The organism is Ruminiclostridium hungatei (genome assembly GCF_002051585.1).
GTDB classification, from domain to species: domain Bacteria; phylum Bacillota; class Clostridia; order Acetivibrionales; family DSM-1351; genus Ruminiclostridium; species Ruminiclostridium hungatei.
Genome location: NZ_MZGX01000026.1, coordinates 79904 through 93113, shown reverse-complemented (window position 1 = coordinate 93113; position 13210 = coordinate 79904). Strand labels below are relative to the sequence as shown.

Below are 13210 nucleotides of genomic sequence, written 5' to 3'. Positions count from 1 at the left end.
ATGTAATATATCTATATACGTAACAGGAAAAATAATGAAAATTATCTAAATTAAGTAACTCATAAACACTCACATCTAAAAAACTAAAATAATCGCAAATCTTTTACAATTTAACAGGAAGGCAGGTGGCCGGCGGAATATCACTATCATTGGTCTTTAAAACAGTCTGAAATCAAGTCTGAAATTGCTAAAAATGCATGGCGGACGGCCATGAAAAGAACAAGGGGGTAAAATTTATGAGAAAGACTTCTGCTTTACTATTGAGTATTCTGTTGATACTCTTGACAACCATGTCAACGGTCGGTGTTTTTGCAGCCGATTCTACAATGATTCCCGATTTGAATATCAAAAGGTTTGACATTCCTTCAAATGATGCAATGACCTTTGCAGAAAACTTAAAGCTTGGATGGAATCTTGGAAATACCTTTGATGCTACTAACGTAACCGGAGTTACTGATGAACTGGCCTATGAATCTGCCTGGTGCGGTGTTAAGACCACCAAACAGATGATAGACAAGCTCAAGGAAAAAGGCTTTAATGCCATAAGAATTCCTGTTTCATGGCATAACCATGTCAGCGGTCAGGACTTCAAAATCAGCGATGCATGGCTGAACCGTGTCCAGGAGGTTGTCAATTACTGTATTGACAACAATCTCTATGTAATTTTAAACATACACCATGATATCGAAAAGGCATATTATTATCCAAGCAGCACATATCTGGAGAACTCAAGAAAATATGTAACTTCCATATGGTCGCAGCTTTCCAGGAAATTTGCAAATTATGACGAGCATCTCATATTTGAGTCGGTAAATGAACCGCGTCTTGTGGGTCACACCAATGAATGGTGGATTGATTTGAACAATGCGGAAGTGGTTGACTCAATAAAGTGCATCAACCAGCTTAATCAAGCCTTTGTTGATACTGTCCGTGCATCAGGAGGGAACAATACCGGCAGATATCTGATGGTTCCCGGCTATTGTGCAGCTCCTGACGGAGCAACAAATCAGTATTTCAAACTTCCCACCGATTTATCGGCAAACGTGAACAAGCTGATAGTATCCGTACATGCGTACACTCCATATAATTTTGCTTTGCAGGCAATGTCCGACGGCGGTATTGATTATTGGAGCGTAAATGATGCTCAGAGTGTCAACGGTGTGACAGCCTTTATGGATACCTTGTACAGCAAATATACCAGCAAGGGAATACCGCTGGTAATAGGTGAGTTCGGAGCCAGAAACAAGAACGGAAACCTGAAGGCAAGAGTTGAATTTTCATCATATTATGTTGCGGCGGCAAGGGCTCGGGGGATTACCTGCTTCTGGTGGGACAACAATGCCTTTACCGGTAACGGGGAGCTTTTCGGCCTGTTCAACCGCAGAACCCTGAACATCGAATACCCTGAAATACTGGGAGGAATGGTTAAATATGCAGCGGCTCCTTCAGCAATAATCTACGGAGACTGCAATAATGACGGAAATGTGGATGCTTTAGACTTTGCAGCCTTCAAGAAATATATACTTACTCCGGACTATGCATATGTCAAAAACATGGATTTGAATCTGGACAATGAAGTAAATGCCGTTGACCTGGCAGTCATGAAAATGTACCTGCTGGGCATGATCAACAAGCTTCCAAATAATTGATGAAAGTTTTAATAAAATACATTGGGAAAGCTTAAAACAATTTAGGCAAATTCACAAAATATTTTTTAGTCTAAAAAGCATCCTTATATGGTATACTAATATTTCAAGACTACTGAAGGGATGAATTTAATGGCAGAATTTTGTGTATGTGGATCAGTGAAGATTAATGGAAGCTGTACCAATAAAAATTGCAGCAGTAACAAGGTGGAAAAGGCTGCTGCAAAAACAAACAAAACCGGACGCATCAGGGCAGCAAAGCCTGCAGCCGAAGAAAAACCGGCATCCAAAACTACTACTAAGGTTCCAAGAGCTTCAAAATGCATAACCTATCACATAAGTGAACTTCCACTTAAAGAGCAGCCAAAGTAAAAACGCCCGCAAGGGCGTTTTTTGTTTTGCATACATAATTGCTATGAAGAATTATGTAATATATAATTATGTAAGATAAAAATTATGAAAAAATTGTAAGGAGAAGATATGGACAATAAAGAACGCTTTCTGGAGATATTTAATACCTGTATACATCGTGAAGGTGCGGACAAACTGCTGGAATACCTTTTGTCGAAATCGAGCGATTTTTTTACAGCACCGGCCAGCACCAGGTTTCACGGGGCATATGAGGGCGGACTTGTGGAGCACTGCCTGAATGTGTATGAATGTCTCAGGGATTATTTATCAAGAGAAAGAGTCAGAAATGTGTACAAACTGGAATGTGATGAGGAAAGTGTGGCAATAGTCGCTCTTTTGCATGATTTGTGCAAGGTCAATTGCTACAAGGTGGGTTCCAGGAACGTAAAGGATGCCAATGGAGTGTGGCAAAGTGTTCCTACATATGAGTTTGATGACAAACTGCCCTATGGACATGGGGAAAAGTCGGTTTATATAATTACAGGCTTTATGAAGCTGACGAGAGAAGAAGCCTTTGCAATCAGATATCACATGGGCTTTTCCGGTTGTGAGGATAAAAGAAACGTAGGAGATGCTTTTGAACAGTTTCCTCTTGCTTTTGCATTAAACACCGCAGACATGGAAGCTACTTATTTTTTGGAAGGCAAGCATAAATAAAAACGACCCATGAATATTTCACAATGCAATATATAATAATTTAAATATAAGCACAAAAATTTAAAGAAGGAAGATAAATCTTGTGGATATTAATCAAATTACAACTGATTTAAAGAAAAAAAGAGAGAGATTTCTTGGGAAGGCCAGAAGTCTTATGAAGGGCACAAGGCCACAAAAGGCGGGAGGCGGCCTGGAAGCTTTATTCCATAAGTGTGCTGATTTTTTGCCTGAGTTGAAGCAGGGGATTAAATCAACAGCTCTGGTATTTTATTTATACAGGTTCTTCCTGTTTTATCCCCTGGCCATTATATATATGGAAGTTGTTTTTAAACTGTCGGTCTTTAAATCCCTGCTCAATGTCGGACTTTTTTATATGGTACTATATTCAATTCCTGCCGGACTCTTACTTTACATACTATCAACCTTCACAAAACGCAGGGTAAACAGGATAATTTCAATAATTCTGACAGCGGCGGCAACGCTGGTATATCTGGTGCAGGTAGTATATTACCAGGTGTTTACCACATTTTTTGCCCTTTTTTCAATAAACGGTACAGGTCAGGTTTTACAGTTCTGGCGGGAAATACTTTCGGCTATAGGACAAAACATAATACCCATATTATTTCTTCTTGTTCCGCTTCTTTTTATAATTATATTCGGGAATAAATTCTGTCCTTCCGACAAGACAGCATGGAGCTTTAAAGGAATCATGGCTTGCCTGGCGGTAACTGTTCAGATTATTGCCACGCTGCTGGTTGTAAATGCCGACAAGGGCGAGCTCAGCACCAGCTTTCTATACCAGGATGCCATTATACCCGACTTGTCGGTGGAAAGATTCGGCCTTATGACAACTACAAGGCTTGATGTAAAACATCTGTTCTTTGGGTTTGATGCTCCTGATGGACTGCCGGAAGAAAATAGTAATGCAGCAGATGAAAATTCGGAAGCGTCGGCAGGCGGACAGCCGGCTGTATCTACCGCCCCTGCCTCCAATACTGTCCGGCAGGGTCAGGAGTCCCAAACCGGGCAGCCGTCGCCGGAAAGTTCTGTTGCGGCTGAACAGCAGGAGCAGGAACCCGGCCTCAATATAATGAATATTGATTTTGACAAACTTATAAATGAAGAAAAAGATCCCGAAATCCAGGCAATGCACAAGTATTTCAAAAGTGTGGAACCAACTAATAAGAACGAGTACACCGGCAGGTACAAGGGCAAGAACCTTATTCTCATAACTGCGGAAGGTTTTTCACCCTATGCTGTAAACAAGGAGCTGACGCCTACCTTGTACAGGATGTCCCAGGAGGGCTTCCAGTTTACCAACTTTTATACTCCCATCTGGGGAGTAAGCACTTCTGACGGAGAATATGTGGCCTGCAATTCACTTGTGCCAAAATCAGGAGTGTGGAGCTTTTATGTGTCGGGCAGAAACTATATGCCCTTCTGCCTGGGCAATCAATTGAAAAAGCTTGACTATGCCACACACGCATACCATGATCACTCTTATACCTACTATCACAGGGATGTATCCCATCCAAACATGGGCTATGACTTCAAGGCGGTGGGACACGGGCTGGATGTCAAAAAGACCTGGCCGGAGTCGGATGTTGAAATGATAGAAAAGACCACGGGTGAATATATAGATTCTGTGCCCTTTCACACTTATTACATGACGGTCAGCGGACACCTGCAATACAACTTCGGGGGGAATGCCATGGCCAGCAAGAACAAGGAACTGGTCAAGGACCTGGCATATTCAAATCATGTCAAGGCCTATCTGGCCTGCCAGATAGAGCTGGACAGGGCCATAGGGGAACTGATTTCCCGGCTTGAAAGTGCGGGGGTTGCAGAAGATACACTTATAGCCATCAGTCCTGACCATTATCCCTATGGACTTACCGTAGAGGAAATCGGGGAGCTTGCCGGGCATAAGATAGAAGAAAATTTTGAACTGTACAAAGGAATTTTCCTGTTATGGTCAAAGGGAATGACTCCTGTTAAAATTGATAAACCCTGTGCCAGCATGGATATCCTGCCTACTCTGTCCAACCTTATGGGAATTGAATATGATTCCAGGCTGCTTATGGGAAGGGATATAATGTCTGATGCACCGCCGCTGGTTGTTTTCTCAAATTGGAGCTGGCTTACCGATAAGGCAAGATACAATTCCAAAGCCAGAAAGCTCATCCTGGCAGAGGGACAAAATGAGTCCGTCGTCACAAAAGAATACAGGACTGACATTGCACGACAGGTAAATAATAAATTTACCTATTCCACCAAGATACTTGACAAAAATTATTATGCAAAAGTCTTTAAAAATTAGGTATCTGAGCCTTGTGTCAGATGGAATTATATATATATTGACAAGAACAGGCTTTTGATGCTATATTCTTTACAAGTAGAGACGAGAAGAGACAGGATGAGATTAGACGAGATGAGAAAAACCGTGAGGATTGCTATCTGTCACGTGGCGGCAGAGTGATTTGACCGCTTTGAATTTTGCGGCATACAGGTGAAAGCTCTGTTGCCCGGATTTAAATTATGTAAATGACTTCAACCCTCTACTAAATTTTATTTTTGTGGGGGTTTTTTATTATGGAAGCAGTAAAGAAAAGAGAAGTTGTAAAAGCACAGAAAAGAGGTCTTTCAATTTCAGATGTCATTCTGGTCGGTGTCTTGCTGGCAGTAGGCGCGGTACTGAAGTTTTTCGTAGGCTCTTTGTTTAACGCAGGGATGAAGCCGAACTTCATCATAGCCATGTACTGTCTGGCAATTCTTCTGATTAAGCCCAGGTTTATTGAAGCAATTTTTATAGGTATAATCGCCGGAGCCATTTGTCAGGTTTTCCCCGGTACACCCTATATAAATCTCATAAGTGAACCTGTGGGAGCTATTGTAATGGCAATACTGGTATACCTGCCCCTTCAAATAGGAAAGTTCTCGCTCCGGCCTGTAATCGGTACATTTTTAAGTACCCTGGTCAGCGGCATGACCTTCATTGGAGTTCTCTATGCAGCCTTTTATACCGGTGCGGATGTCAAGCCCATGCCTTTTCAGGTGTTCATCGTAATAGTTCTTGGAACTGCTTTAGTTAACACAATAATTGTACAGGTGCTGTATATACCATTAAAATTGGCATTGGGACGTGGAAAGAATGATTGAGTTTAAAGATTTCTCGTTTAAATACAAAAACGGAGAAAAAAATGCATTAAGCGGAATAAACCTTAAAATAAACAGGGGTGACTTTGTTGGCGTAATAGGTAATAGCGGAGCTGGAAAATCCACTTTTACCTATGCTGTCAATGGGGTTATTCCTCATCATTTTGAGGGGGATTTTTACGGTGAGGTTATTGTAAACGGCAAGGACACCGTGGAATCCTCGCCTTCTGAACTGGCTTTAAGTGTGGGAAGCGTATTTCAGGACATAGATGGTCAGATGGTGGCGTCTGTGGTTGAGGATGAACTGTTGTTTGGCCTGGAAAACTTCGGTGTGCCCCATCAGGAGATTGAAAAAAGAATATCCGATATTTTGAAAATGGTTGGGATAGAGGAACTCAGGCATAGGAATATAAGTACGCTCAGCGGCGGTCAGAAGCAGAAGGTTGCAATTTCGGCAGTTGTAGCCCTGATGCCTGATATACTTGTTCTGGATGAGCCAACTGCCGAGCTGGACCCCCAGAGCAGCCAGCAGATATTTGGCATGCTCAGGATGCTAAATGAAAAAATGGGCATTACAGTAATAGTAGTTGAACAAAAAATCATGCTTCTGAGTGAATTTTCAAAAAGGCTGCTTATATTCAATGAGGGAAGTATTTTTCTGGAGGGCTCTCCCCAGGAGGTTCTGAAGGACACCTCGAAACTGCTGGAAATAGGGGTGAATTGCCCAAGAGTTGCTTCGCTGGCTAACTGCCTGACAGACAGAAAGCTGTATGAGGGACGGGTGCCTGTGAATATAGAAGAGGCTGAGGCAATGGTGGGAAGTATTATAAAAGTCAATTGCCAGGGGCAGTAATTAACTTTATGATTTGGCCTATTACACTTCTTGGAGGTTTTTTAGTTGATAGAATTCCGTAATGTCAGTTTTGCATATGATAAGAAAAACATACTTGAAAACATAGATTTTACCATAAAGGATGGGGAATTCATAGCCATAGTGGGCCGTAACGGCGCAGGTAAAACTACTCTGATGAAGCTGTTTAACGGCTTGTTAAAGCCGACTGGGGGAACTGTTCTGGTGGAAGGGCTTGACACCCGTATTGCTAAAACCAGTGAACTGGCCGGACATGTGGGGTTTCTTTTTCAGAATCCCGACAGGCAGATCTGTCAGAATACCGTAAGGGCCGAAATTGAGTTTGGCTTGAAATGCATTCTTACAGATAAAGCTGAGATTGAGAAAAGGTGCCGGGAAACTATAGACAGCTTTGGTTTCCAGGAGAGGGAGAGCAAGGACCCCTTTTCCCTGAGCAGAGGAGAGCGGCAGAAGGTTGCACTTGCCTCAGTCCTGGCCCTGTCTCCAAAGGTAATGGTGCTGGATGAACCCACCACCGGGCTTGATTACAGGGAATGCATGCAGATTATGGAGGTAATAAAACAGCTTAATGCTAAAGGCACCACTGTAATAATGGTCTGCCATGACATGGAGCTTGTGACTGATTTTGCCCGGCGAGTGATAGTTATCGGAGAAGGCGGCGTGCTGGCCGATGATGAATGCAGCCTGGTCATGTCAAATGATTCTGTTTTGAGAAGAACCTCTCTGGCACCCCCGCAGATAGCACAGCTTGCCCTTAGGCTTGGAGATGCCTTTGCTGGCGTCATGACTGTGGAAGAAATGGCAGATACCATAGAAAACAATGCAAGAGGCGGGAAACGATAGAAACCGCAGCGCCGCCACACGGAAGCGGCTGAATGGAGGTTCTGATGAAAGGTATGCTGGAGTACTCCCAGGGAGATACCGTTATACATAAATTAAATCCTTTATCAAAAATGATTATGGCATTCCTGCTGTGTCTGAGCAGCTTTGTCAGCAGTTATATTTTAATGGCGGTTTGTATCATTGCCATAAATTTAACCATAGCGTCTATGGCCGGAATTGCCAAAAAGGCGCTGTCACTTCTTAAAACGCTGCTGAAGATAGGTATTGTGCTGTTTCTTCTCCAGATATTCTTCATACGCACCGGCAATATGATACTTGATTTGCCCTTCGGGCTTTTTATAACGGATGTGGGGCTGGAGTTTTCAGTGCTTCTTGTATTAAGGCTTGCAGGAGCAACAATGCCGCTGGTGCTTATGCTGACAGTAACGAAAATGAGTGATCTGACAAATGTTTTTGTTCAGAAGCTGCATATTCCATATAAATATACCTTTGCCTTTATAACGGCACTTCGGTTTATACCTATTTTTGAAAACGAAATGAACGGGATTATTGAGGCCCAGACAGCCAGAGGAGTTCAGTTTGACACGAGGAATCCCATAAAAAAAATGAAGCTTGTTTTGCCCTTGTGTGTACCGCTGCTCATATCCTCCGTTAAAAGGATAGAGGGAAGTGCCATATCGGCTGAACTCAGAGGCTTTAATATCAGAAAGAAAAACAGCGGGTATAAACAATACAGGTTTTATTTGAAGGATTACCTGATAATGCTGCTGGCAGTTGTAACACTGGCAGCCTGCCTGTTTATAGCATAAAACCAGGTATTTCAGTTTGAGAATTCACAACGCGTCTGCATTACCACGGTTTTTCAGGATCAAAGCCCCTTACTTGAATGGTTTCCAGTACAGGGCTTTTTGCTATATCCTCAGGTGTGACCAGCAGGCCTTTGTTACTGTCAAGGTCATAGCCACCGTGCTTGAAGGCCTGCCATATCAATTGTGAACAGTTGCTGCTTCCGGGGACCGGTCCCGCCGTAGCTTTGGATGCCAGAATACTGTACTTTATGCCTAGCAGGCTGTTTTCAGAATATTCGGCAATCTCTGAAAGTGTTTTTTCATCGGCATTTTTCAGCCGCATTATTTTCAGGGTGGGGTAATTCAGCCACTTGGACAGGGGCTGTTTCATGCTTAGGGTTCCAGGCTCCAGGGATTCAATCGTGATACCCTCCTGGGGGTTCAGGACCATGCCGCAGTGGCCGTGTCTCCAAAAAAGCGTACTGGTGGACTTGGTAAGGAGTATGTCACCGGGCTTTAAGGGAGCCAGTCCTATGGAGTCACCTCCGGATTTGTCCGCGGGCAGGAGATTTTCCTGGCTGGTAAACAGGTTTAGCTTCTCACTGTATATTTTGGTTTTTGCATAATAGCTCTTCTGATAAGCCAGGATTTTTGCCATTCCATCCGGCAGTTGAATCAATTGGTCCACGGCCTGCCTGCCCAGGCCTGTCTGCCGGAGCAGCAGGGAATAATCCTCCCTGGTCAGGCTGTCCTTTTCCAGTATATATGAAAGCTCAAGCCTTGGAGACGTGGGATAGTATATGGTATTACAGCTATTTGCCAGTATAAAAAAGCAGTAGCTGTTAATTAAGATGGTAAAGATACTGATATATATTTTTATTTTTATGCCGGGTATCTTCAAGGTGTACTCCTGTCAAGGCATAGTATGATAAAGTCCTGCTTTACAGTAAGCTATTATTTGCAAAAATCTGTAATATAATTCATGCTGCAGTCAGACAATTTGAATGATCCTCATGTATAATATTCGTAAGTAATTTTTGAGCGGTTGGTAAATGGAGGAAGGATTAATGAAAAGGAATAATGGATTTGTTGGCCTGCTGCTTATAGCAATAGGTGTAATTGTTTTATTGCTGAGAGGTTTATTCGGAATAAGGTTATTTGAGTTCAATTCAGTGGATTTCTGGGTTTTTATTGTACTGCTTGTTGGTTTATCCTTTGAGCTCGCATTTTTTGTTATAGGCTCAAAGCCGGGACTTTTGATTCCGGGAGGCATAATTACTACCATAGGTTTGCTTTTTATGTTTGAGGTTACTACAGACTGGAATTTTGCAGAATATACGTGGCCTGTTTATATTTTTTCAGTAGCTGTGGGCCTTTTCCAAATGTATATTTTTTCAAAAAGGCAAAAGGGACTGCTGGTTGCAAGTCTCATTGTGGGAGGGGTAGCAGCCTTCTTCATGGTCTGCATGCTGCTCAACAGGATTTCTTCGGTGGTCAGACCTGAAATATTCATTCCCATTGCTTTAATTTGCGGTGGAATAGCGCTGTTTTGCAGCGGAAGAACCAAAAAGCCGCAGTACTAGTGGTCTGTAACATCTAAAACGTATATTGCCGGCGTGGAAAATTTTTGCAGGGTAAGGCGGAGGACGAAGGCAATACTGTATGTATTGGCAAGAACGACAACGAAATTCTGCAGAAATTTAACCGTCGGCAATATGTGATTTTTAGGTGTTGCAGACCACTAGAAGGCCATACACGGAATTGCTGCTTACCCCGCTTCATAAATGAGCCGGGGCAGGCGGACCGGGGCACAAACCTGTGGACGCAGGTTGCGGCTGATGTCTGGCTATGGTATTATTATAGCTAGGTATCAGCCGCTTTTAATCTCTTAAAGGCGCAGTTCTGATAAAAAGGCCCGAAGCCATTATAACAGATGGTTCAGGAGGTGTATCCGTGGAGTGGAGAAAGCTGAGAGAACAGCAGGAGGACGCATTAAGCGTATTTGCTGCAAAAAATGCCAATTCCTTCGGCAGATTGGTTCCGGAGGAGAAATGCCCCATCAGAACCGATTTTGAACGGGATGGAAACAGGATATTGTATTCGATGGAGTTCAGAAGACTGAGACATAAGACTCAGGTTTTTTTTAATGCAAAAAATGACCACATTTGCACTCGTATGGAGCATGTGCTTAATGTAGGTTCCATAGCAGTGACCATAGCCAGAACCTTGAACCTCAATCAGGACCTGACATACGCCATTGCCTTGGGGCACGATTTGGGCCATGCGCCATTCGGGCACAGCGGGGAACGGGTTCTGGACAAATGCATGAAAAGGCTGGACGGCTCGGCGGGCTTCCAGCATGAGCTTCATAGTCTGAGAGTGGTTGAGAAGCTGGCTACCCGGATTTCAAGAGAAAAGATCAATGACAATTGCGGACTAAACCTTACATTTGAAGTCAAGGACGGCATTGTATCCCATTGCGGAGAGAAATACAACGAGTACGTTCTCACCAGGGACCTGAGCAAGACTCCTGAGACTCTCCGTAACATAAAAAAACGCGGGGCATTGCCCTATACCCTGGAAGCATGTGTTGTCCGGCTGGTAGACAAAATTGCATATGTGGGCAGAGATATTGAAGACGCTGTAAGGGTAAGGCTTATGGACATGAAAGATATTCCCGGAGATATAAGAAACGAGCTTGGAAATACTAACGGAGAAATAATTAATTCTCTGGTATGCGACCTGGTGGAAAACAGCTACGGCAAGGATTGCATACAGTTAAGCCCTGCCAAGGGAGAAGCCCTGGAGAAGCTCATAAACGAAAATGTAAGACTTATATACAAGGCTGACAAAATAACCCGCTATGAAAAAATAGCAGAAAATACTATGGAGGGGCTGTTCCACAGCCTGCTGGAAAGCCTGGCGGATATGGAAAGACTCCAGGCAAGTGATATGAAGGTACACCGTATGTTTTACAACTTTATTATGGATAAAAATTATGATAAGAAGGAAAGGGACGCGCAGAAGGTTATCGATTTTATTGCAGGCATGACAGACTCTTTTGCGCAAAGCTGTTTTGAAGAAATTTACTGGATGTAAATGTGAAAAAGGTTAAAACTGTTTTCACAGGCTTTCCGGGTATGACTTATTAAAAGGGGAGTAAAGGTTGAAAGAAATTTTGAAGCAAATAAAAATGTGGCACCGATTCCATACCGTGACTTTCATGGAGTTTTGTGCGAAGTGGGGGCATGGAAATAATTATGGATAAAGAAAACTTTCACTTTTTTGCATTCCTGTCCAGAATGAAATATATAAACAGGTGGGGTCTCATGCGGAATACCTTTACTGAAAATGTACAGGAGCACAGCCTCCAGGTGGCAATGATCGCCCATGGACTGGCGGTTATCAGGAACACCTATTTCAGCGGGGAGATAAATCCTGAGAGAGTGGCAATTCTGGCCATGTTTCATGATTGCAATGAAATCATAACCGGAGACATGCCCACGCCCATAAAGTACTATAACCCGCAGATAAGTAAGATTTATAAGGACATTGAGGACATATCCAAAGAAAAAATCATATCAATGCTTCCTGAAGAAATGGCAGACGAATATTATTCCCTGTTCTTTAAGAACCCGGAGGATGTGGAATGCTGGAAGCTGGTAAAAGCCGCAGACAGAATTGCCGCATACATCAAATGCATTGAAGAGGTAAAAGCAGGTAATACTGAATTCAAAAAGGCTAGTGAGGCTATATTATCTACAATTAACGACATTGAACTTGAGGAAGTAAAATATTTTATGGATAAGTTTATACCTGGTTACTATCTTTCACTTGACGAGATAGATTGAGACTGTTGCAGAGGAAATATTATTATAATAGAATATTTTTTATTAATTGACAAAAAAAGTATATCTATTTAAAATGATATATATTGTTGCCTGAGCAAGTTATTTTATTCCAAACTAAAAAAGGGGCATATCAGATGAAGTTTGAAGAAAATATCGGTAAAATCTGTATTTTAAATGGTGCAGCCGAACCGTCCGAGAAGTTGGATTCATATTCTTTTGACAAGCATACGGCTTTCTATGAAGTAATAAGGATCATAAAAGGGGTTCCCTTATTTTTTGAGGACCACTATGCAAGACTTAAAAACTCCATGAGCAAATTGAAATATGAGCTGCTGCCTTCAAAAAAGGAAGTAAGGGAGCAGATAGAAACTCTGTGCAGGCATAATGATCTTAGTGAATGCAATGTGAAAATCACGGTATTTCAATTTGAACAGGAACAAAGTATGGTCTTATTTATAAATAAGTTCTATTATCCGTCTCAAGAGGAATATGATAATGGGGTAGTCTGCTGCACCCTGAAGCTGAAAAGAAAAAATCCAAATGTCAAAATGATTCATGCGGGCTATAAGGAAGAGCTTCAGCGCATTGTCAGTGAAAATAACGCGTATGAGGCCTTGCTGGTAAATGAGGATGGAAAGATAACAGAGGGCGGAAAATCAAATGTGTTTTTTGTAAAAGGAAACAGGATATATACTTCTCCAGAGGATTTCGTGCTCATAGGAATTACCCGTCAATATGTTGCAGAGGTTTGCAGAAAACTGGGATATGAAGTAATTGAAACCTTGATAGGATTGGATTCCCTTGAGAGTTTTGATGCAGCCTTTATTACAGGAACCTCCATAAAGGTTCTTCCGGTCAGCCTGATTGACGATTTTCCACTGAATTCGGCTTCAAATGCCACCACAAAGCATGTAATGACAGGATATAACAGTCTGGTCAATGCATATATAAATGATAACTTGTAAAAGTTATAACAAATAAAAAACA

General features: G+C 42.3%; 13 protein-coding genes. 12 read left to right on the top strand and 1 reads right to left on the bottom strand.

Annotated features, from left to right (window positions below):
- Positions 1-236: 236 nt before the first annotated feature.
- The 8 genes from CLHUN_RS17545 (at position 237) to CLHUN_RS17510 (ending at position 8393) form a co-directional block, all read left to right on the top strand.
- Positions 237-1649 (top strand): cellulase family glycosylhydrolase, encoded by a 1413-nt coding sequence (locus CLHUN_RS17545; protein WP_080065927.1) that lies wholly within the window; start codon positions 237-239, stop codon positions 1647-1649.
- Between the two features lie 129 nt (positions 1650-1778).
- Positions 1779-2018 (top strand): hypothetical protein, encoded by a 240-nt coding sequence (locus CLHUN_RS17540; protein ID WP_080065926.1) that lies wholly within the window; start codon positions 1779-1781, stop codon positions 2016-2018.
- Positions 2019-2126: 108 nt separating this feature from the next.
- Positions 2127-2714: an HD domain-containing protein gene (locus tag CLHUN_RS17535; protein WP_080065925.1), complete on the top strand. Its 588-nt coding sequence runs from the start codon at positions 2127-2129 to the stop codon at positions 2712-2714.
- Positions 2715-3027: 313 nt separating this feature from the next.
- The gene (locus tag CLHUN_RS17530) at positions 3028-5034 is read left to right on the top strand and encodes an LTA synthase family protein (RefSeq protein ID WP_422785068.1); all 2007 of its coding nucleotides are present in this window, start codon (positions 3028-3030) and stop codon (positions 5032-5034) included.
- Positions 5035-5306: 272 nt separating this feature from the next.
- Positions 5307-5873 carry a tryptophan transporter gene (locus tag CLHUN_RS17525; protein WP_080065924.1) on the top strand — a complete coding sequence of 189 codons (567 nt, stop codon included), beginning with the start codon at positions 5307-5309 and terminating at the stop codon, positions 5871-5873.
- The gene (locus tag CLHUN_RS17520; RefSeq protein WP_080065923.1) at positions 5866-6723 is read left to right on the top strand and encodes an energy-coupling factor ABC transporter ATP-binding protein; all 858 of its coding nucleotides are present in this window, start codon (positions 5866-5868) and stop codon (positions 6721-6723) included. Before CLHUN_RS17525 ends, CLHUN_RS17520 begins: the two co-directional genes overlap by 8 nt.
- A 45-nt stretch (positions 6724-6768) precedes the next feature.
- On the top strand, positions 6769-7584 hold the full coding sequence (locus CLHUN_RS17515) for an energy-coupling factor ABC transporter ATP-binding protein (protein ID WP_080065922.1): 816 nt from the start codon (positions 6769-6771) through the stop codon (positions 7582-7584).
- Between the two features lie 44 nt (positions 7585-7628).
- On the top strand, positions 7629-8393 hold the full coding sequence (locus CLHUN_RS17510) for an energy-coupling factor transporter transmembrane component T family protein (protein ID WP_080065921.1): 765 nt from the start codon (positions 7629-7631) through the stop codon (positions 8391-8393).
- A gap of 40 nt (positions 8394-8433) precedes the next feature.
- On the opposite strand, the gene CLHUN_RS17505 is transcribed toward CLHUN_RS17510, so the two are convergent.
- Positions 8434-9273 (bottom strand): hypothetical protein, encoded by an 840-nt coding sequence (locus CLHUN_RS17505; protein ID WP_080065920.1) that lies wholly within the window; start codon positions 9271-9273, stop codon positions 8434-8436.
- A gap of 166 nt (positions 9274-9439) precedes the next feature.
- On the opposite strand from CLHUN_RS17505, the gene CLHUN_RS17500 reads away from it, so the two are divergent.
- The 4 genes from CLHUN_RS17500 (at position 9440) to CLHUN_RS17485 (ending at position 13188) form a co-directional block, all read left to right on the top strand.
- Complete coding sequence (locus CLHUN_RS17500; RefSeq protein ID WP_080065919.1) at positions 9440-9955, top strand: hypothetical protein; 516 nt, start codon at positions 9440-9442, stop codon at positions 9953-9955.
- Between the two features lie 370 nt (positions 9956-10325).
- Positions 10326-11471 carry an HD domain-containing protein gene (locus CLHUN_RS17495; protein ID WP_080065918.1) on the top strand — a complete coding sequence of 382 codons (1146 nt, stop codon included), beginning with the start codon at positions 10326-10328 and terminating at the stop codon, positions 11469-11471.
- 161 nt (positions 11472-11632) lie between these two features.
- The gene (gene yfbR, locus CLHUN_RS17490) at positions 11633-12223 is read left to right on the top strand and encodes a 5'-deoxynucleotidase (protein WP_080065931.1); all 591 of its coding nucleotides are present in this window, start codon (positions 11633-11635) and stop codon (positions 12221-12223) included.
- 134 nt (positions 12224-12357) lie between these two features.
- Complete coding sequence (locus CLHUN_RS17485; protein ID WP_080065917.1) at positions 12358-13188, top strand: aminotransferase class IV; 831 nt, start codon at positions 12358-12360, stop codon at positions 13186-13188.
- Positions 13189-13210: the final 22 nt, after the last annotated feature.

Excerpts from the sequence above, each read along its gene's own strand:
- CLHUN_RS17545 (WP_080065927.1), top strand. The coding sequence starts at position 237 with ATGAGAAAGACTTCTGCTTTACTATTGAGTATTCTGTTGATACTCTTG.
- CLHUN_RS17540 (WP_080065926.1), top strand. The coding sequence starts at position 1,779 with ATGGCAGAATTTTGTGTATGTGGATCAGTGAAGATTAATGGAAGCTGT.
- CLHUN_RS17535 (WP_080065925.1), top strand. The coding sequence starts at position 2,127 with ATGGACAATAAAGAACGCTTTCTGGAGATATTTAATACCTGTATACAT.
- CLHUN_RS17530 (WP_422785068.1), top strand. The coding sequence starts at position 3,028 with ATGGAAGTTGTTTTTAAACTGTCGGTCTTTAAATCCCTGCTCAATGTC.
- CLHUN_RS17525 (WP_080065924.1), top strand. The coding sequence starts at position 5,307 with ATGGAAGCAGTAAAGAAAAGAGAAGTTGTAAAAGCACAGAAAAGAGGT.
- CLHUN_RS17520 (WP_080065923.1), top strand. The coding sequence starts at position 5,866 with ATGATTGAGTTTAAAGATTTCTCGTTTAAATACAAAAACGGAGAAAAA.
- CLHUN_RS17510 (WP_080065921.1), top strand. The coding sequence starts at position 7,629 with ATGAAAGGTATGCTGGAGTACTCCCAGGGAGATACCGTTATACATAAA.
- CLHUN_RS17500 (WP_080065919.1), top strand. The coding sequence starts at position 9,440 with ATGAAAAGGAATAATGGATTTGTTGGCCTGCTGCTTATAGCAATAGGT.
- yfbR (WP_080065931.1), top strand. The coding sequence starts at position 11,633 with ATGGATAAAGAAAACTTTCACTTTTTTGCATTCCTGTCCAGAATGAAA.
- CLHUN_RS17485 (WP_080065917.1), top strand. The coding sequence starts at position 12,358 with ATGAAGTTTGAAGAAAATATCGGTAAAATCTGTATTTTAAATGGTGCA.